This is a genomic window from Streptomyces sp. NPDC001507, assembly GCF_042894765.1.
Lineage (GTDB): Bacteria > Actinomycetota > Actinomycetes > Streptomycetales > Streptomycetaceae > Streptomyces.
This window is the reverse complement of the sequence record NZ_JBIAVV010000016.1, coordinates 81,848-101,144: the sequence shown is the minus strand read 5'-3', so window position 1 is coordinate 101,144 and position 19,297 is coordinate 81,848. Positions and strand designations below refer to the sequence as shown.

The window sequence follows — 19,297 nt, the reverse complement described above, 5'->3', positions numbered from 1 at the left end:
CGTCATGCGTCCGGAATCCAGCTTCCGTGGAAACCCAGCGGCACCCGGCCCGGCAGGTGCACCCGGGCCAGGGGCTCGCCGGTGAAGTCCTGCGCGGCGAGGATCAGCAGGTCGGCGGCGCCGCGGTCCGGGTTGTGGACGTAGGCGATCGCGTACCCGTCGTCCTCCCGGCGCCCGTGTTCGCCCGGCACGAACACCGCCTCGCCCGCCGCCGCGCCCCTCGGCAGCCGGTGCACCTCGGCGGTGCCGCGCGCGAGGTCGTGCTTGAAGAGGGCGTTGGAGAAGGCGCGGTCCGGTGGATTGCCGTCGCCGGCCAGATAGGCGACGGACATCTCGGCGGCCGCCGCCGAGTAGCCGTAACGGTGCCGGCGGGACACCAACTCCTCGTTGACGCGCGGGAATTCCTGCGGCAGGTCGTCGAGGGTGCGCCTGCGGACCCGCCCGCGGCGCAGGTCGACGGTCCAGCGCTCCAGCCTGGCGGTGCCCACCGCGTGCGGTCCGTCGGTGGTGGCGCTCGCGACGTCGAAGGGCGCCGGATAGGTCGTCAGGTCGATCACCACGGACCCGCCCTCGTCGTACGCGTTGAGGGTGTGCGAGTAGAAGACCGGGTCGACACCGAACCAGCGGACGGCGCCCCCGGACCGGGGCAGCACGCCCACCCGCGCCGGGTGCTCACGGTTCCAGACGTACGGCACCGGCGCGCCCGCCCCGGCCGCCGCCGCGTCGAAGGTGACCGGGATGTCGAAGACGACCACGTACTTCTCGGTGAGCGCGAAGTCGTGCATCATCGGCGCGTCCGCGACCGGGATCCGGGTGGTGCGGGCGACCCGGCCGGCCGGGCCCACGACCAGGTGCCGGACGTGGTCCCAGGTCGGGTAGTAGGCGATCGCGTGCAACTCGTCCGCGTGCGCGTCGTACTTGGTGTGCGCCGTGAACGCGCCCTCCAGGGAGCCGCCGAAGTCGTAGCTACCCACCGTGCCGAGTTCGCCGTCGAGTTCGTACGGCAGCGGTCCGCTCTCCTGGAGTGCGAGGATCCGCCCCCGGTAGGGGACGACGTGGGTGTTGCAGGCGAAGTCGTCCGGCGGGACCGGACCGGGATACGTCTCGCCGAGCTCCGCCGACACCTGGGAGGACCGCACCCAGCGGTTGCGGTACCACTCGGCGCGGCCGCCGCGCAGCCGTACCCCGTGCACCATGCCCGCGCCCAGCATCCAGTGGTGGGCGCGCGGATCCTCCAGGCCGAGCACGTTCGGGCCGTTGCGCAGGTAACGGCCGTTCAGGTCGCTCGGGATGCGGCCGGTGACCGGCAGGTCGAAGGCCGTGAGCTCCTCGGTGACCGGGGCGAACGCGCCCTCGAGAAACGGATACCGCCGATCCGCCGAATCCGGTGCCGCCGCCGCCGGACGGACCCCCGCTCCCGTCAGCGCGCCCGCCACCGCCAGGCCCGCCGCCCCGCGCAGCACCGTACGCCGTGTGTGTTCCGCCATCTCCGTACTCCCCGTCGCGTCGTCGTCGTGGACATCCACGAGTCTGCGGCGACGGGCAGGCCGGGTCAGGAGGGGCAGGGCCCGTCCGGGGGTGTTGCCAGGCCCCCTGTTTCGAGGAGGGTGATCAGCGCCCGGGCCGCCGGACTGGTGGCCGACTCCGGCGGCAGCAGGGCGACCGTCTCGTACACGGTCTCGTCCGTGTCCTTGAGCGCGAGGGCGGTCAGCGTGGGGCGCTTGTGGCGGAAGTGCCGGGGTACGACGGCGATGCCGAGGTTCTCGTCGACCAGGTCGAGGAGGCTGTGCACGTCGTTCACCTCGAGGGCGACCGTGCGCCGCACGCCCGCCTCGGCGAAGGCCGCGTCGGTCGAGCGGCGCGGGCCCCAGTCCGGGTGGAAGTCGACGAACACCGCCTGGCCGAGGTCCTGAGGGGTCACGGCCGCGCCCGCCGTCGCCAGCCGGTGGCTGGGATGGCACAGCACGGTCATCGGCTCGGCGGTCAGGGACACCGAGCGCAGCTGGTCGGTGTCGTCCTGGGTGCGGTAGGCGAAGGCCAGGTCGAGCCGGCCCGCCGCCACCTCCTCGGCGAGCGCGCCCGAGCCGGCCTGCCGCAGCCGGATCTCCACGTCGGGGTGGCGGCGCCGGAACGCGGCGAGCAGCCCCGCCACGTGCACCCCGGCGATGCACTGCTCGGTGCCCAGCGCCAGCGTCCCGCGCAGCACCCCCTGCACCGCGGCCACCGCCTCGTGCGCGGAGCGCACCTGCGCGAGGATCCGTTCCGCCTCGCCGAGCAGCGCACGGCCCGCCTCGGTCAGCGTCACCCGGCGGGTCGTGCGCACGAACAGCGGGGCCCGCAGCTCCCGCTCCAGGGCACGGATGGAGGCCGACAGACCGGACTGGGACACCATGAGCCGCTCGGCGGCCCGGGTGAAGTGCTGGTCCTCGGCGACGGCGACGAAGTGCTGGAGGTGGCGCAGTTCCATGATTGAGCAGCCTAGCCGCACAATTCCATCGGATTCTCCTGTTGGACCACTGCCCGCGGCTCGGGAAAGAGTGGCAGCGGTAGATCCTGTGGCAATCCCCCTGGAGTCGCGTTGTACACCGCACACCCCGACCGCTACGCCGACATGCCGTACCGCCGCAGCGGCCGCAGCGGCCTGAAGCTCCCCGCGCTGTCGCTCGGCCTGTGGCACAACTTCGGGCCCGACCGGCCCGTGACGACCCAGCGCGCCATCCTGCGCCGCGCCTTCGACCTCGGCGTCACCCACTTCGACCTCGCCAACAACTACGGCCCGCCGCCCGGCGCCGCCGAGTCGGCGTTCGGCGAGGCCCTCAGGGCGGACTTCGCGGCCTACCGCGACGAGCTGGTCATCTCCACCAAGGCCGGTTACCTGATGTGGCCCGGGCCGTACGGCGAGTGGGGTTCGCGGAAGTACCTGCTGTCCTCGCTGGACCAGTCCCTGACCCGGATGGGCCTGGACTACGTCGACATCTTCTACTCGCACCGCCCGGACCCGGCCACTCCCCTGGAGGAGACGATGGGCGCCCTGCACTCCGCGGTCCAGCAGGGCAAGGCGCTCTACGTCGGCATCTCCAACTACTCGGCGGAGCAGACCCGCGAGGCCGCCCGGATCCTCGGGGAGCTCGGCACGCCGCTCCTCATCCACCAGCCGCGCTACTCGATGCTCGACCGCCGCCCGGAGACCGAGGGCCTGCTGGACGCCCTGGACGAGCTCCAGGTCGGCTCCATCGTCTTCTCCCCGCTCGAGCAGGGCCTGCTCACCGGCCGCTACCTCGACGGCATCCCGGAGGGGTCGCGAGCCGCGAGCGACAGCCCGTTCCTGAACTCGGACGCGGTCACCGCGGACCTGGTCGGCCAGCTGCGCGACCTCGACGACGTGGCCAAGGGCCGCGGCCAGACCCTGGCCCAGCTCGCCCTGTCCTGGGTGCTGCGCGGCGGCCGGGTGACCTCCGCGCTGATCGGCGCGAGCAGCCCGCAGCAGGTCGAGGACTGCGTCGGCGCCATCGGGAACCTCGACTTCGACGCGGAGGAGCTGGTGCGGATCGACGCGATCATCAACCGGTGAGCAGGCCGGTGGCCGCCGGGTGGTCGACCCGAATCGTCGCCCGGCGGCCGAGCTGATCCGTCGCCGGGCGGCCGACCCGAATCGGCGCCCGGCGACCGGCATCCCCGTCAGCCGGTCAGCGCGGGCGCCGGCTCATGCCCCGGCCGGAACCCGGTCCAGGAAGCCCAGTACCCGGAGGATCCGGCCGTCCTCACTGAGCGTGACCACGTCAAAACCGGCCACCGGAGCCGAGCCGTCCGCCTCGTTCACCAGCTCCCAGCCGAAGCGGGCCGTGTCGTGGTGGCCGTCGACGGCCCCGAGCGGACGGAAGACGAAACCGGGGAACTGCTGGTGCGCCGCCGCGATCACGGCCGTGATCTGCGCATGTCCGGAGACGTCCGCGAGCGGGTCGGTGTAACCGCCCTCCGGCGCCCAGGCCTCGGCGACCGCCTTGCCCAGCGCCTCCGGCTCGGTGGCGTTCCAGGCCTCGAAGTAGCGGGCGGCGGCGGTCTCGTAACGGTCGGTGTTCACGGACATGGTGAATCAGCCTCCATCGAGGTCATCACTGCTGGTCAGGGAATGGATCGCGGTGCGCGGCGATCCGTTGGCACCACCATGCCCCGGTCCGCGTGGCGGGTCGATTACCCCTCGGGTAATGAAGGCCGGGCGGTGCAGCTCGCGCATTTCGGCCAATTCGCAGGGGGAATATGCCAAGAGACTGGCCGGAAAGATGTGGTGACAGTGTTTCGAAAGTGAACATACTCGAATGTCAGGAGCACTTCACCGCACAGGAGCCGCACGGAAACCCGGCCGCGACGGCACACCGGCGAGCTACGGGGGAGTGATCGTGCACGACGAATTCCTGTGCCATGTCACGGCATACGGCATGTGCGGCGGGCAACGCATCGGCGTTCCGCTCGGCACCTACCGTGCGCCGACCCTGGCCCTGGCGCTGTGGTGGTTACGGGACCGGGCCTCCTGGATCGCGGAACGCCTCGACCCCTTACCCGAGAACCCGAGATTCCCGCACGGGTCACTGGTCCCGGTCGCCGAGACCGTCTCCGACGTACCCGGGCTGCTGCGCGCCTGGTGCGCCGACGCGGCCCGGCAGGAACTGGTCGCCGACGAGCTGGCCGACGGGCGGCTGGTGCGGATCGCGCTCCAGGACGACACCACGGAGTACGAACTGCTCGCCGAGTCCATCGACGCCCTCCGGATGCAGCGGACCATCCCGGCCCTTGTCGTCCCCGTCGCCTGACCCGTGAACGCCGGTCGCCCGAGCGGCCCTGACCAGGCACAGAAGAGGACCGATCGGTAGAATTCTGGCCATGGCGGAGTGGCCGGTCGCCTCCACGGCACCCGAACTCGTCCTGGAGACGGAGACGGGATCCACGGTGATGAGCCCGGGCCGCGACTACCACGTCGGGCGGGACCCGTTGAGCGACATCGTCATCGACGACGCCCGGGTCTCGTGGCACCACGCGGTGCTGCGGCCCGACGACGGCCACTGGACGCTGGAGGACGAGCAGAGCACCAACGGCACCTACGCCGACGGCCGCCGCATCCGGGAGTGGGAGGTCGGACCGGGCACGGTGATCCGCTTCGGGAGCCCCGCCGACGGGCCGTCCGCCGTCCTGAGCGGCCGCCCGGCACCGGCCGCGGACCGTCCCTCCGTCGTCTCCATGCCCGCCCGGACCGGCACTTTCCGGCAGCCCTCCTCGGTGATGCGGCTCCCCGCCCGCACGGTCCGCATCGGCCGCGCCCTCGACAACGACATCGTCGTCGACGACCTGATCGTCTCCCGCCACCACGCCGAACTGCGCAGCGACCCCGACGGCAGCCACGAGATCGTCGACCTCGACAGCCACAACGGCACCTACCTCAACGGCCGTGCCGTCACCCGCGCCCTGCTCGGCCCCCGTGACGTCGTCGGCATCGGCCACTCCGCGTTCTGCCTGGTCGACGGCGAGCTGCAGGAGTACGTCGACACCGGCGAGGTCTCCCTCGACGTCCAGGAACTGACCGTCGCCGTCGACCACGGCCGCAAGATCCTGCTGGACCGCGTCTCCTTCCCGGTCGGCGAGAAGTGCCTGCTGGCGGTGGTCGGACCGAGCGGCGCCGGCAAGTCCACCCTGCTCGGCGCCCTCACCGGCCAGCGTCCCGCCGAGCACGGCACCGTCCTCTACGACGGCCGCGACCTCTACCGCGACTACGCCGAGCTGCGCCAGCGCATCGGACTGGTCCCCCAGGACGACATCCTGCACGTTCAGCTGACCGTGCGCAGCGCCCTCACCTACGCCGCCGAACTGCGCTTCCCCGAGGACACCGCGAAGGCCGAGCGCCGGCAGCGGGTGGACGAGGTCATCCGGGAACTGGGCCTCGAACAGCGTGCCGAGCAGCCCGTGCACAGCCTCTCCGGCGGACAGCGCAAGCGGGTCAGCGTCGCCCTGGAACTGCTCACGAAACCGTCCCTGCTCTTCCTGGACGAGCCGACCTCCGGACTCGACCCCGGGATGGACCGCTCGGTGATGAACATGCTGCGCGGCCTCGCCGACGACGGCCGTACCGTCATCGTCGTCACCCACAGCGTGCTCAGCCTCGACGTCTGCGACCGCCTGCTCGTCCTCGCGCCGGGCGGCCGGACCGCCTACTTCGGGCCGCCCGGCGACGCCCTCGGCTTCTTCGGGTTCGACGAGTGGCCCGAGGCCTTCGAGGCGTTCGAGCGGGACACCGGCCGGGACTGGGCGGGGGAGTACCGCGCTTCGTCGTACCACCGCAAGTACATCGTGAACTCCAGCGCGCAGCCGGTGCTGCCGCGCTCCGGGCCGGTGGCCGCCGCCCCGCCGCCCAGGCCGCGCAGCTGGGGCGCCCAGTTCTCGACGCTGGTGCGCCGCTACACGGCCGCGCTCGCCGCCGACCGGACCTTCCTCGCCATCATGATCGCGCTGCCTTTCGTCATGGGCGCGATGGTCCGGGCCGTCGCCGGCCACAAGCTCACCGTCGACACCGCGACCGACGTGCTGCTCCTCCTGTGCGTGGGCGGAGTGCTGGCCGGCTCGGCCAACGCGGTGCGCGAACTGGTCAAGGAACGCGTCATCTACCAGCGCGAGAGAGCCGTCGGCCTGTCCAGATCGGCGTACGTGATGTCGAAGGTCGTCGTCCTCGGCACCGTCACCGTGCTCCAGGCGATCGTGCTCACCCAGGTCGGCCTGGCCGGCGTCGACCTCAACGCGCCCGGCGGCGAGGGGGTGCTGATGCCGCCCCTGCTGGAGATCACCGTCGCCGTGGCCGTGCTCTCCTTCACCGCGATGATGCTCGGCCTGCTGATCTCCGCGCTGGTCCGCAAGGAGGAGGTGACGATGCCGCTCCTTGTGCTGCTCACCGTCGTCCAGGTCGTCTTCTGCGGGACCCTGCTGAAGCTGAACGGCGTGCCCGGACTCGAACAGGTCGCCTGGCTGGTGCCCTCGCGCTGGGCGCTCGGCGCGATGGCCGGCACCGTCGAACTGCACCGGATCGTGCCCGGCACCCTCACCGCAGACCCCTTCTTCCGGCACTCGGCGGGCGTCTGGCTGCGGAACATGGTCATGCTGGTGGTGCTGTCGGTGGTCTTCGGCTGTGTGCTGTCCCGGCTGCTGCGCCGGCACGAACCGGCGGTGATGCGGAAGTAGGCGACCAATGACGACGACGCCAGGATTCCGGCCCACCCATGTCGTCCCCGGCGACGGCATGCCCGCCTGGGAGGCCCCCGACCCGGCCCGGCCCACCGTGCCTCTCGACCCGCTGCTGCCGGTCCAGCTCGTCGAACGGCACGGCGACTGGGCGCACATCGGCTGCGCCAACGGCTGGTCCGCCTGGGTCGACGGCCGCTACCTCGTCGCCGTGCCCCAGGACCCGCCGGTCACCGGCGGCCCGCCCACCGAGGCGACCGACCCGCGCCCCCTCCTTGCCCGCGCCGCCGAGGCGCTCACCGGCTACCGGGCCGCCGTCGAGGAACTGGCCGTCGGCGGCCTCGACGGGGAGTCCTTCCGGAGCCGTACCCACGGGCTGCGCATCGGCGTGGTGGTCGACGGGGAGTCGATGTGGCTGTACGACCCCGCCGAGGGACGCTGGCTGTACGGCGACGGGCGGCGGCTGTCCACGTACGTCACCGACCGCGCCGACCCGGGGCGGGCCGGTCCCGGCCGCACTCCGACCCGGGTGGTCGCCCCCGACGGCGACCGCTGACGGCGGGCTTGGTTCAGGGCGCCACCTCGCCGCGCCGCTGCACCGGCCGGGCCAGCAGCGCGCCCAGGAACCCGGCGAGCAGACCCCACAGAGCGCCGAGGCCCACCGCCGGCCAGAGCACGGGCGCCAGCAGCAGTTCACCGGACAGGTTGCCGCCCAGATCGCCGATGCCGAGCAGGGAGAGGCCGTAGTGGGCGGAGATCCGGCCGGTCAGGCACAGCGTGAGCATGGTCAGCGCGAGGGCGACCGCCAGGTGCAGGGCGTGCTGCCAGGCCCGGATCCGGGCCGGGGAGCGGACCGCCATCAGGAACGCGGCTGCCAGCAGCAGCAGCGCGGCCACCCCGGCCAGCCACCACCAGCGGCCGTCGTGGGCGGTGACCGTGCGCAGGTTCAGCGTCGAGACGTCCGGCGTGCGCAGCACCTCGGCGAGCACCGTCGGCACCGGCAGCCCGAACGGCCCGTCGACCCTGCCCTTCCAGGTGGCGCCCAGACCGAGCGTGAAGGCCGGCCAGGCCAGGTTGGGCAGCCCGAGCAGGATCACCGCGAGGGTCTCCCTGGCATGCCCGCGGGTCACCATCGTGGCCAGGGCGATCAGCAGGGCCAGCACGACGTACGCCAGCAGGAGCACGACCATCGCGTGGGCCGCCGGGCGCACCGAGGCCTGGAAGCGCAGCAGGCGCCCCGGCAGCGGCGCCCCGCGCGAGACCAGCAGCGCCAGCAGCAGGACGCCTGCCAGCCAGAGCAGCCCGAACCCGGCCGTCTGCGGCACATCGGTGGTGAAGCCCGCCTCCGGCGCTGCGCCGAGCGCACCGGTGAGATCACTGAGGGTGCCGCTGCCCACGTCCACCGCGAAGGTGTGCCGGGCCCCGGCCGCGAGCCCGACCAGCGCGAGCAGCCACAGCGCCGCGATCCGCGCCGCCCACCCGGCCAGTTCCGCGGCCCCGGCCACCGCCCGGTGCCGCAGCGGCCGCAGGAATCCCCCGGCGGCGACCAGCGCCCCGACCAGCGTCACCGACAGCGGAACGACCGTGAGCCCGGCGTTCGTACGCGCCAGTTCGCCCGCGTTCCCCGACAACTCGACGGCACCGCCGACCGCCGTCACCACGGTCGCGAGAACCACCGGCAGGTACGCGCCCTTCGGCAGACCCGTCGCGCCCGCCGCCCACAGCCCCACCGCGGCCACCACGAGCATCGCGATCGACGCGGCCAGCACCACGCCCAGGGCCTGCGCCCAGCCGTGCCGGGGCACGGGCCGGCCGGGCTGCGCGGCCACCGGCAGCTCGGAGGCGATGGGAGGGCGCACGCTGTCACGCTAGGCAACGCCGTCACCGGCCGCCCGCCGGGTGGGCCGTCCGCGTCGGCTTGCGGACCGTGCCGGACCGGCGCACATTGGCCTGGACATGCCCCAAATGAGGCATTTTTCACGAACGCCGTTTACCGTACCGGGGAGATGAGCGCGTGAGCGTCGAACCGCCGTCGTCCGGCCGCCCCACAGGACCCCCCTCCGGCCCCCTGTCCGGACCCCCCGGGCCACCTCCCCGACCCCCCTCGCAGCCGCCGCCCGGTGGCGGTGACGGGCAGGACGGCGAGCCGCACCGGCCGTGGTGGAGGTCGGCGCCCCGGGTCGCGACACTCACCACCGCCGTGGTGGTCGCCGCGGCCCTGGCCGTGGTCCTCACCCGTTCGGGCGACAGCTCCGGCCGACGCGGCGAGGTCTTCCTGCAGGCCGCCGACAGCTCCGGCCAGGACCCGTTCACCGAGTCGACCGCAAAGAAGAGCACCGCCGCGCAGGTGTCCGCCGCCCCGGTCGGGTCCGGCGCGTCGGCGAACGAGGTGCGCGGGGTGAGCGGCGGGGCGCCCGGCCTCTACAGCGGCACGAAGAACAGCACCAGCTGCGACGTCGAACAGCAGATCAGGTACCTCCAGGCCGCGCCGTCCCGCAACGGGGCGTTCGCCTCCCAGGTCGGCGTCAAGCCCGCCGGCGTCCCCGCCTACCTGCGCTCCCTCACCCCCGTACAGCTGCGCGCGGACACCCGGGTCACCGCCCACGGCTACCGCGACGGCAAGGCGACCACCTACCAGTCCGTCCTCCAGACGGGCACCGCCGTCCTCGTCGACGGGCACGGCGTGCCCCGGCTGCGGTGCGCCTGCGGCAACCCGCTCGCCCCGCCGGTCGCGCAGCGGACCACCCCGAGGACCGTCGGCACCGCCTGGGCCGCCTACCGGCCCGCGAACGTGGTCGTCGTCGCACCCGCAGCGCAGATCGTCAAGGTGTTCGTCGTCTTCGACCACGAGCACCACGACTGGTTCGGCCGCCACCGCGGCGACCACACCGGGCACGACGACCGCCCGGCCAGGCCCCCGGCCGACCCGGACCCCATGAACCCGCCGCCCCACCACGGCTGCCCGCCCGCGTCCGGCAGACCCGGATCGGCCGGCACCACCCCGTGCCCGCCGGCCTCGTCCCGCCCGTCGACGCCCACGAGCCCGGGGAACGGCTCCGGGTCCCCGTCGGCGAACTCTTCGTCCCCGAACTCTTCGTCCCCGCAGTCACCGGCATCGAAGCCGCCCTCGTCCTCACCGCCGTCCTCGAAGCCGCCGTCCTCACCACCGCCCTCGTCGGCGCCTCCGAAGAGCGAGTCGCCGAAGACCGAGTCGCCCCGTACGGAGTCCCCGCAGACCCAGAACGAGTCCCCGAGCACCGAGTCCCCGAAGACTGAGTCCCCGAAGGCCGAGTCGCCGGCGTCGCAGCCGCCGAAGTCGCAGGGACCGGCGTCCGAGCCGCCGTCCTCCGCGCAGCCGCTCGCCCCGCAGTCCGCGCAGTCCGCGCAGTCCGCGCAGTCCACGGCGTCGCCGGCGTCGCACGGCCCCGGGGCCGCCGTGTCGTCCGCCGCCCCGGCGTCGTCGGCCCGGCGGGTACCGCCCGGCTCGGCCGCCCCCGGTTCACCGGGACTGTGACCAGCGCGACGTGAGATGTGCGCGGTAGGCGAACATCCCGGGGGACTGCCGGCGCGGACTCGGGGTACGAGGATGGATGCAACAGCGACGGGCCGGGCCGGCCTCCTGGAGAGACACGCATGATCGAAAACCTGGGCGGGGCAGTGATACCGACTGGCTTCGACGTCCCCGTGGAGCCGCTGCGACGCGCGGCGCACTACACCGGCGAGCCCGGCTGCATCGCCGAGGCGAGGGACTTCGCGGCCGGCTTCCTGGAGCAGCTCAGGACGGAATGGTGCGCGGCGATCGACCCCCGGGCCGACGGTGAGCTGCTGCTCGTGGTGAGCGAGCTGGTGACCAACGCGGACCGGCACAGCAACGGCCCGTACATCCTCGAACTTGAGGGCACGGACAGCGCGGTCCTGGTCTCCGTCTACGACAGCAGCGCCGCCCTGCCCCGGCGCTTCCCCAGGGACCCCGAGCGGGTCGGCCGGCACGGACTGGAGATCGTCCATGCCCTGGCCGCGGAGGTGGTCGCCGAACGGGTGCCGGTCGGCAAGCGGGTACGCGCGCTGGTGCGCTTCCCCGTGTGATCGTCGGGTGATCGTCACCACGGGCGCCGCCCCACGCGCCGGTGCGGGGCAGCGCCCGTGGATCTCGCCGTCAGGCGCAGCCGAGCTCGCCCAGCATCCCCTGACGCAGCCGCGTGATGATCCGCTTGATCAGGCGGGAGACGTGCATCTGGGAGCAGCCGAGCCGCTCGCCGATCTCGGCCTGGGTGGCCTCCTCCACGAACCGCAGATGGATGATCTCCCGGTCCCGTTCGCTCAGCTCGGCCATGAGCGGGGCCAGCGACTGGAAGTCCTCCACGAGCCGCAGGCCTTCCTCCTCGACCCCGATGAAGTCGGCCAGCACCGCCTCGCCGTCCTCCGGGCCGTCGCCGGTCAGCGCGGCGTCCAGGGAGGAGGAGTTGTAGCCGTTGGCGGCCAGCTGGCCCTCGACCACCTCGTTCTCGGACAGGTTCATGAGCGTGGCCAGCTCGGCGACCGTCGGTTCCCGGTCCAGGCGGCTGGAGAGCTCCTCGCGTGCCTTGGCCAGCTCCACCCGCAGCTCCTGGAGCCGGCGCGGCACGTGCACCGCCCAGGTGGTGTCCCGGAAGAACCGCTTGATCTCGCCCACGATGTACGGCAGCGCGAAGGAGGTGAACTCGACCTCGCGCGACAGCTCGAACCGGTCGATGGCCTTGATCAGGCCGATCATCCCGGTCTGGACGATGTCCTCCATGTCGTCGCCGCGGTTGCGGAACCGTCCGGCCGCGAACCGGACCAGCGACATGTTCATCTCGATCAGCGTGTTACGGGCGTACTGGTACTCGTGCGTGCCCTCCTCCAGCTCCGCGATCCGCTGGAAGAACTGGCGGGACAGCTCGCGCGCGTCGCGCGGGGCTACGGTCTTCGGGTCCTCGATTCCTGGCAGTGCCCCCTCCGTCGTCCACGCCTCGACGGGGTGAGCGGTGTTCACTGCTTCCGACCGGATCCCGGCGGTGTTCATGTCCTCTCCCAGGTCACTCACGTTGCGGCGGCTGCCCTCTTCGGCCGGTCGTCCCGGCCCTGTCCAGGTGGTGCCCAGGGCCGGGTACCCGGAACCGGACGCCTTATGCGTGCCTCGCACCTCGGGTACCCCGGGTGACGCGGCGCATGCGCCCCGTTTCCGCCCTGGCGGAAAACCGCCGGTGGCGGGATCCGGACGAGGTGGCTACGGCCCGACGCGCACGGCCGTGACCAGCCCGCCCCAGTACCGTCGGGGGTGTACGTGATCTCCTGGGCGTGGCCCTGCACGGCGACGTCGGGCCGGCGCCTTTCGGCGGCCTCAGCTCTCGCCCTGCTCCCGCAGCTGCCGGAAGAACGCCCGGACGTCGCCCACCAGCAGATCCGGCTCCTCCATCGCGGCGAAGTGCCCGCCGCGGTCGAACTCCGTCCACCGGACGATGCGCTCCGTCCGCTCCGCCTTGTGCCGCAACGGACGCTGGGGCTCGGCAGGGAACAGGGCGAGGGCGGTCGGCGCCGTGGACGGTTCGGCGGGGGCGGTGGCCCGGGGCCCGGTGGCGTGAGCCCGCTCGTAGTAGATGCGGGCGGAGGAGGCGGCCGTCCCGGTGAGCCAGTACAGCATCACGTTGGTCAGCAGCCGGTCCCGGTCCACCGCCTCCTCGGGCAGCTCCGCGGAGTCCGTCCACTCGCGGAACTTCTCGACGATCCAGGCGAGCTGCCCGACCGGCGAGTCCGTGAGCGCGTATCCGGGCGTGTGCGGGCGGGTGCTCTGCAGGATCGCGTACCCGGTGCTCTCCTTGGTCCAGGCGGACCAACGGCGCCAGGAGTCCAGTGTTTCGGCCCGTTCCGCGGCGTCCAGCCCGGCCAGCTCCGCATCGGTGGGTTCGGTCGCCTGCTGGGCACCCGGCAGCAGGTTGAGGTGGACGCCGATCACCCGGCCGGGATGGGCACGGCCCAGCTCCCGGGAGATGGCCGCGCCCCAGTCGCCGCCCTGCGCGCCGAACCGCTCGTAGCCCAGCCGGCGCATCAGCCCGGCCCAGGCGTCCGCGACCCGCCCCGCCTCCCAGCCGGGCTCCGTGGTCGGCCCGGAGAACCCGAACCCCGGAATGCTCGGCAGCACCACGTGGAAGGCGTCGGCCGGGTCCCCGCCGTGCGCCGCCGGGTCGGTGAGCGGACCGACCACGTCGAGGAACTCCACGATCGAGCCCGGCCAGCCGTGGGTGACGACCAGCGGGGTGGCGTCCGGCTCGGGGGAGCGGATGTGGGCGAAGTGCACGTTCGTGCCGTCGACCGTGGTGGTGAACTGCGGCCACGCGTTGAGCTCCGCCTCGGCCGCACGCCAGTCGTACTCGTGCCGCCAGTACCGGGCCAGCTCTTTCAAGTAGGGGGTGGGGACGCCGTAGGCCCAGCCCGCGCCGGGCAGTTCGGCGGGCCAGCGGGTGCGGTCGAGGCGGGCGTGGAGGTCGTCGAGGTCGCTCTGCGGGATCGCGATGCGGAACGGAGTGATGTCCGGCGACGAAGAGGTCATGGTGGGGATGCTAGGTGCAAGAGGTCGTCGGCCGTCTGCGGGTCGGTGGGGGCCGGCCGCGCCCACGTGGCGGAGCCGCATATGCAATACAGCCCCGCGCCCCTGAGGGGCGCGATGACCGATGAGTTTTCCTCGGAGCACCGGTCGGTACACATGACCGCGTTCCCCGCTCCCAGGAGGTGCCCATGACCGCCGACGGATTCACCACGTGTCTCTGGTTCGACGGGCAGGCCGAGGAAGCCGCCCACTACTACGTGTCGATCTTCAAGAACTCCAGCATCGGAAAGGTCGGCCGGTACAACGAGGCCGGGCCGGGGGAGGCGGGGTCGGTGCTGGCCGTCGACTTCACGGCCAACGGGCAGAAGTTCGTCGCCATCAACGGCGGCCCGCAGTTCAGGTTCACCGAGGCGATCTCCTTCCAGATCTACTGCGACGGCCAGGAGGAGGTCGACCACTACTGGGCCAAGCTCACCGAGAACGGCGGCGAGCCCGGCCCGTGTGGCTGGCTGAAGGACAGGTACGGCGTGTCCTGGCAGGTGATCCCGGACGGGCTGATCGAGATGATCGGCGACGCCGACCCGGAGAAGGCCGCGCGCACCACCCGGGCCATGTACGCGATGGGCAAGCTGGACATCGCCGCGCTGCGGAAGGCGTACACGGGGGAGTGAGCGGTACCGGGACGGGGGCGGTGTCCGCGGACACCGCCCCCGCGTGGACCCGCCGCCGGGTCAGACCCGGTCGGCCACGATCAGCAGGTACTGGAAGCTGCCGTTCTTGTACGCGGTGAGGAACGCGTCCTCGATCCCCGTCACCAGATGGTCGGCCTGCTTGCGCAGTTCCCAGTACGGGATCGTGGCCGCGGTGAGGTCCTCCACATGGACCGGCACCAGCCGGTTGGCGGCCATCGCCCGGAAGTACTCCGACCGTGGGTGGATGTCGCAGATGTAATGCGCGTTGATCAGGGACACCTCGCGGGACGCCTGCCCGTAGGCGTTGTTGTAGCAGCCGGTGATCGTCACGTAGCGGCCGCCGCGGCGCAGCAGCCGGGCGTGCTCGGCGAACAGCAGCTCCAGCTCGACGTACATCGTGGACTCGTTGTTCCACGAGGCCGCGTAGGCGCCCGTCTCGAAGCCGGTGTCCAGCATGTTCCGGTGGTGGTAGCGGACCTTGTCGCCGACCTCCCGCTTGCGGGCCATCTCGTTGGCGAAGTCGGCCTGCTTGGCGGAGATGGTCACGCCGTCGGAGTGGCAGCCGTAGCGCAGGTTCGCCACGATGCTGCCGCCGCCACGGCCGCAGCCCGCGTCGAAGACCCGGTCGGCCGGCGTGAGGGCGCCGAGGTGCGAGGCGAGCAGCTCGGCCTGGGCGTGCTCCAGGCGGTGCAGCTCGGCGGTGACGCGTTCCTTGCGCAGGGCGGGGTCGGTCTCGTCGAGCACCGACCAGTCGGCCTCACCGATCCCGTAGTGGTGGTGGTAGAGGTCGTCGATCTTTCCGAGTTCGAGGTTGACCGGGTTCTCCTCGGCGTTCCAGTACTCCGCGACGCTGTTCTGGTACCTGGACTGGGTCGGCACCGGGGCTGACGTGGTGGTCTTCCGAGCGACAGGGGCGGTCGTCAACAGTTGCTCCTCGAAGTGTTTCTGACGGTGTTTCGGATGTGGCTCGATGGCTACCAGTAGTCGGGCAGGTGGTAGCGGCTGGTGTTGGTGGCGTGCCACTCGTGGTTGCCGGCCACCCAGGCGGCGAGTCCCTCGGCGTAGCGTGCGACCAGCGGCGAAGTGGCGGACAGGGCGGCCGACTCCTCCTCGAAGGCGTCCATGACCCGGTTGTGGATGTCGACGGACTTCAGATAGGCCGCCTTCAGCCCGCGCCGGTCGTTGGCGGCCACCACCTGGGGCAGGTTCAGGTGGTCCGGGTCGCTCGCCAGCTCCTTCGTGAAGGAGTACAGGTCGTTGACGATGGTGGTGGCATTGCAGGCCAGGGCCGTGATCCGCTGGATCTCCGGGCGGGCGTAGAGCTGCTCCGGCAGTTCGTAGCCGTCCACCGCGTCGACGATCGACAAGCAGGGCCGGAAGTTGTTGAACTGCCGCATCACCAGGTACTCCCAGACCCGCGGTACGTACCCCGTCTCCATCCACGCGGCCTCGCCGAGGTAGCCGAGGTGCAGCCGGGCGATGTCGTGGACGAACCGGTCGGTCTGGCTGGGCGTGGCGAAGGCCGCGAAGTCCGTGAGGGCGAAGTGGTACGACCGCAGGGGCCCGGTGGCCCGGACGCCCTCGCGCCACTCCTCCTCCAGCTCCGGGATGCCGTGGAAGGGGTCGAGCGCCGACTGGGCGATGATCAGCGGGCCGCCGAGGCCCCGCCGGGAACCGCCCCGCCCCTCGTCCTCCTCGCAGTAGCAGGAGTCCACGATGTTCTCAGCGAGCAGCAGCTTGCCGGCCGCGGTGAGCCGGTCCAGGTCGAGGCCGCCCGGGTGCTGGAGGGCGACGGCCCGGCCGAACTGGAAGTCGGAGAAATCCCCCTTCCAGGCCGCGGGGAACAGGTCGAGCTCGCGGGCCCAGGCCTCCAGCCGGCGGTCGAGTTCGGCGGCCTTCTCCGGGTCGGCGGGCACGGCCGGCCGGTAGTGCAGTCCGGGGACCGCCCCGGTGCGCTTGGCCGGGCGCAGCCGCTCCGCGATGTTCGGCGGCCCCGGCAGGGCGTAGGCGGTGGTGGGTGTGCTCATGGATGGGCTCCAGGCCGTCAGTCGGCGGTGCGGCCGAGCTGGACGTTCTCCAGGACCCCGGCCGCGTCGGGGACCAGGACGGCGAGCGAGTAGTAGGCGGTGACCAGGTAGTTGATGACGGCCTGCTCGTTGACGCCCATGAAGCGGACGTTCAGGCCGGGCTGGAACTCCTCGGGGATACCGGTCTGGTAGAGGCCGATGACCCCCTGGTCGGCCTCGCCGGTGCGCAGCGCGATGATGCTGCTGGTGTGGTCGTCGCTGATCGGGATCTTGCTGCACGGGTAGATCGGGACCCCGCGCCAGGCCGGGATCTCGTGCCCGTCGACATTGACGGACGGGGGTACGAGGCCGCGCCGGTTGCACTGCCGGAAGAAGGCCGCGATCGCTTTCGGGTGCGCCAGGATGACCTTGGTCTTGCGGCGCATGGAGATCAGCTCGTCCATGTCGTCCGGGGTCGGCGGACCGGTGAACGAGCTGATCCGCTGCCCGTAGTCGATGTTGTGCAGGAGCCCGAACTCCCGGTTGTTGACCAGCTCCCACTCCTGGCGCTCGCGGATCTCCTCGACCGTGAGCCGCAACTGCTGCTGGGTCTGGTCCATCGGGTGGTTGTAGAGGTCGGCGACCCGCGAGTGCACCCGCAGCACGGTCTGGGTGAGCGACAACTCGTACTCGCGCGGCGCGAGTTCGTAGTCCACGAAGCCGCCCTGGAGGGTCGGCTCGCCGGTGTGGCCGGCCTGCACCGGCACCTCGGCCTCGCCCTTGCGGTTCATCGGCAGCCGCTGCCGGTCGACATAGGCCTGCAGATGGGCGCCGAGCGACGGCACCCGGTCCATGATCTCCTCGGCCACCGCCCAGGGCAGTGCCAGGACCACGCCCGCCGTCTCGGCCCGCACCGAGGTGAGCCAGAGCGGATCGGTCTGGCCCACCGCCTCGTCGCCCATCTGGTCGCCGTCGGTGACGACCCCGACGACCTCCTCCTCGCCGTACTTGCCGGCCGCGTACCGGATGAACCGGCCGTGCACCACCAGGTAGGTCTCGGTCACCGGCTGCCCGGCCTCGAACAGCACCTGCCCGGCGCGCACCTCGCGGGGCTGGAACCGGTCCGCGAGCTGGGTCAGCGCGTCCGGGTCGTCGTAACCGCGCAGGATCGGCAGCTCGGTGAGGGTCTGCGGGATGACCCGGATGTCGTCCCCGCCGTTGTGCTCGAAGCTCACCCGGCCCCGCCCGGTGCGCAGTTGGAGGCGCCGGTTGACCCGGTAGACGCCGCCCTTGACGTCCACCCACGGCAGTGTCCTCAGCAGCCACCGGGAGGTGATGGCCTGCATCTGCGGTTCGGACTTGGTGGTCGTGGCGAGCTGGCGTGCCGCCCGGGTGCTCAGGCTGGTGAGCTGCCCGTCGGTGGTCGGATCCGGCTCGGGCTCGTCGACGGCGGAGCCGATGACGCTGTCCGGTGTGGACACATTCCCTCCAGCAGAGAGGTGAACAACGGTGACCCGGAGGGTCGGTGGTGTGCGAGGTGGTGGTGCGCAAGGACAAGCCAAACAGCCCTGGTGATCTACGGGTACGGCGCGAAAGGGGCGGTTGCATGCCTTAGTTGCGCAAACCCGGTGTTCGGGGTGGAAAGGGTGGTGTTTCTTGATCGCGCGCCGGTCGCCCGCTCTCGTGCCCGGGGCACCCGGGGGGTTGGGCTCAGGAAAGGTCGTTCACCAGCACCGCGGCCCCGTCGAACCGGCCGGCCTTCAGGTCCCGCAGCGCCCGCGGCGCCTCCGAGAGCGGGTACGGGTGGGTGGTCGCGCGCACGCCGTGCCGCTCGGCCAGAGCGAGGAACTCCCGCCCGTCGGCACGGGTGTTGGAGGTGACGCTGCGCAGCTCCCGCTCGTAGAACAGCTCGCGCTCGTAGTTCAGCGACGGCACGTCGCTGAGGTGGATGCCCGCGACCGCCAGCACCCCGCCCCGGTCCAGGGCGCGCAGCGCGACCGGCACCAGGTCGCCGACCGGCGCGAACAGGACCGCGCTGTCCAGCGGCTCGGGCGGCGCCTCGTAGGCGTCCCGCGCCGAGGTTGCGCCCAGCTCCACGGCCAGCCGCCGCGCCTCGGCACCCCGGGTGAGCACGTGCACCCGCGCCCCCTCGGCGAGCGCCACCTGCGCGCACAGGTGGGCGCTGCCCCCGAAGCCGTACAGACCGAGCCGCCCGCCCGCCGGGAGCGACGCCCGGCGCAGCGCGCGGTAGCCGATGATCCCGGCGCACAGCAGCGGTGCGAGCGCCACGTCGTCGAGGTGACCGGGCAGCCGGTAGGCGAAGGCGGCCGGCACGGTCGTGTACTCCGCATAGCCTCCGTCGGCGTCCCAGCCGGTGTACTCCGAGTGCGGGCACAGGTTCTCGGCGCCCCGCAGGCAGTACGCGCACTCCCCGTCCGTGCGCCGCAACCAGGCCACGCCGACCCGGTCGCCGACCGCGAAGTCCGCCACCCCGGCACCCGTGCCCGCGACCGTGCCGACCACCTCGTGCCCCGGAGTCACCCCGGTCCGGTGCACCGGCAGATCGCCCTCGGTGACATGCAGGTCGGTGCGGCACACCCCGCAGGCCCGCACCCGCACCAGCAGCTCGTCCGCCCCCGGCACCGGTACCGGCCGCTCGGCCAGCCGCAGCGGATCCGCCTCGACCGGCCCGGGCCGCTCCACCGACCACGCCCGCATCACGTCCGCCATACCGCGCCCCGTCCGCCGAAGGCCGCCGACTCCCTTCCCAGTGTCCGCCGGAGTCCGGCGTTCGGCGCGCGGGCGGTCGGCCCGGT

Annotated in this window: 16 protein-coding genes and 1 pseudogene; 7 read left to right on the top strand and 10 right to left on the bottom strand. The window is 72.3% G+C overall.

The window, feature by feature from the left end:
- Positions 1 to 2 precede the first annotated feature (2 nt).
- The gene (locus tag ACFY0K_RS41265; protein WP_390644195.1) at positions 3 to 1,487 is read right to left on the bottom strand and encodes a carotenoid oxygenase family protein; all 1,485 of its coding nucleotides are present in this window, start codon (positions 1,485 to 1,487) and stop codon (positions 3 to 5) included.
- Between the two features lie 65 nt (positions 1,488 to 1,552).
- Positions 1,553 to 2,467: a LysR family transcriptional regulator gene (locus ACFY0K_RS41260; protein ID WP_390644194.1), complete on the bottom strand. Its 915-nt coding sequence runs from the start codon at positions 2,465 to 2,467 to the stop codon at positions 1,553 to 1,555.
- Positions 2,468 to 2,578: 111 nt separating this feature from the next.
- Here ACFY0K_RS41260 and mgrA point away from each other — a divergent pair, with 111 nt between their 5' ends.
- Positions 2,579 to 3,571, top strand: coding sequence for an L-glyceraldehyde 3-phosphate reductase (mgrA, locus tag ACFY0K_RS41255; protein WP_390644193.1), 993 nt, complete (start codon positions 2,579 to 2,581; stop codon positions 3,569 to 3,571).
- A 132-nt stretch (positions 3,572 to 3,703) separates the two neighbouring features.
- Here mgrA and ACFY0K_RS41250 read toward each other — a convergent pair whose 3' ends face one another.
- Positions 3,704 to 4,087: a nuclear transport factor 2 family protein gene (locus ACFY0K_RS41250; RefSeq protein WP_390644192.1), complete on the bottom strand. Its 384-nt coding sequence runs from the start codon at positions 4,085 to 4,087 to the stop codon at positions 3,704 to 3,706.
- Positions 4,088 to 4,397: 310 nt separating this feature from the next.
- Here ACFY0K_RS41250 and ACFY0K_RS41245 point away from each other — a divergent pair, with 310 nt between their 5' ends.
- The 3 genes from ACFY0K_RS41245 (at position 4,398) to ACFY0K_RS41235 (ending at position 7,774) form a co-directional block, all read left to right on the top strand.
- A complete protein-coding gene (locus ACFY0K_RS41245; protein ID WP_390644191.1) occupies positions 4,398 to 4,808 on the top strand; it encodes a hypothetical protein in 411 nt (136 codons plus the stop codon).
- A gap of 70 nt (positions 4,809 to 4,878) precedes the next feature.
- On the top strand, positions 4,879 to 7,218 hold the full coding sequence (locus tag ACFY0K_RS41240; RefSeq protein ID WP_390644190.1) for an FHA domain-containing protein: 2,340 nt from the start codon (positions 4,879 to 4,881) through the stop codon (positions 7,216 to 7,218).
- A 7-nt stretch (positions 7,219 to 7,225) separates the two neighbouring features.
- Positions 7,226 to 7,774 (top strand): hypothetical protein, encoded by a 549-nt coding sequence (locus ACFY0K_RS41235; RefSeq protein WP_390644189.1) that lies wholly within the window; start codon positions 7,226 to 7,228, stop codon positions 7,772 to 7,774.
- Positions 7,775 to 7,787: 13 nt separating this feature from the next.
- Here ACFY0K_RS41235 and ACFY0K_RS41230 read toward each other — a convergent pair whose 3' ends face one another.
- A complete protein-coding gene (locus ACFY0K_RS41230; protein WP_390644188.1) occupies positions 7,788 to 9,077 on the bottom strand; it encodes a streptophobe family protein in 1,290 nt (429 codons plus the stop codon).
- 155 nt (positions 9,078 to 9,232) lie between these two features.
- Between ACFY0K_RS41230 and ACFY0K_RS41225 the strand changes: the two are divergent.
- Both ACFY0K_RS41225 and ACFY0K_RS41220 read left to right on the top strand, forming a co-directional pair.
- A pseudogene (locus ACFY0K_RS41225) lies at positions 9,233 to 10,501 on the top strand (DUF6777 domain-containing protein); the annotation flags it as partial.
- A gap of 350 nt (positions 10,502 to 10,851) precedes the next feature.
- Positions 10,852 to 11,304 carry an ATP-binding protein gene (locus tag ACFY0K_RS41220; protein WP_390644187.1) on the top strand — a complete coding sequence of 151 codons (453 nt, stop codon included), beginning with the start codon at positions 10,852 to 10,854 and terminating at the stop codon, positions 11,302 to 11,304.
- Positions 11,305 to 11,374: 70 nt separating this feature from the next.
- On the opposite strand, the gene ACFY0K_RS41215 is transcribed toward ACFY0K_RS41220, so the two are convergent.
- Both ACFY0K_RS41215 and ACFY0K_RS41210 read right to left on the bottom strand, forming a co-directional pair.
- A complete protein-coding gene (locus ACFY0K_RS41215; RefSeq protein ID WP_390644186.1) occupies positions 11,375 to 12,262 on the bottom strand; it encodes an RNA polymerase sigma factor SigF in 888 nt (295 codons plus the stop codon).
- 318 nt (positions 12,263 to 12,580) lie between these two features.
- Positions 12,581 to 13,786 (bottom strand): epoxide hydrolase family protein, encoded by a 1,206-nt coding sequence (locus ACFY0K_RS41210; RefSeq protein ID WP_390644185.1) that lies wholly within the window; start codon positions 13,784 to 13,786, stop codon positions 12,581 to 12,583.
- A gap of 185 nt (positions 13,787 to 13,971) precedes the next feature.
- On the opposite strand from ACFY0K_RS41210, the gene ACFY0K_RS41205 reads away from it, so the two are divergent.
- On the top strand, positions 13,972 to 14,454 hold the full coding sequence (locus ACFY0K_RS41205) for a VOC family protein (RefSeq protein WP_390644184.1): 483 nt from the start codon (positions 13,972 to 13,974) through the stop codon (positions 14,452 to 14,454).
- 60 nt (positions 14,455 to 14,514) lie between these two features.
- Here ACFY0K_RS41205 and ACFY0K_RS41200 read toward each other — a convergent pair whose 3' ends face one another.
- From ACFY0K_RS41200 to ACFY0K_RS41185, 4 genes are all read right to left on the bottom strand, one after another.
- Entirely contained in the window at positions 14,515 to 15,399 is an 885-nt protein-coding gene (locus ACFY0K_RS41200; RefSeq protein ID WP_351961049.1) for a geranyl diphosphate 2-C-methyltransferase, read from the bottom strand.
- 50 nt (positions 15,400 to 15,449) lie between these two features.
- A complete protein-coding gene (locus tag ACFY0K_RS41195; protein ID WP_390644183.1) occupies positions 15,450 to 16,502 on the bottom strand; it encodes a family 2 encapsulin nanocompartment cargo protein terpene cyclase in 1,053 nt (350 codons plus the stop codon).
- A 17-nt stretch (positions 16,503 to 16,519) separates the two neighbouring features.
- Positions 16,520 to 17,962, bottom strand: a complete 1,443-nt coding sequence (locus ACFY0K_RS41190; protein ID WP_390644182.1) for a family 2B encapsulin nanocompartment shell protein — start codon at positions 17,960 to 17,962, stop codon at positions 16,520 to 16,522.
- Positions 17,963 to 18,191: 229 nt separating this feature from the next.
- Positions 18,192 to 19,199 carry a zinc-binding alcohol dehydrogenase family protein gene (locus tag ACFY0K_RS41185; RefSeq protein WP_390644322.1) on the bottom strand — a complete coding sequence of 336 codons (1,008 nt, stop codon included), beginning with the start codon at positions 19,197 to 19,199 and terminating at the stop codon, positions 18,192 to 18,194.
- Positions 19,200 to 19,297 lie beyond the last annotated feature (98 nt).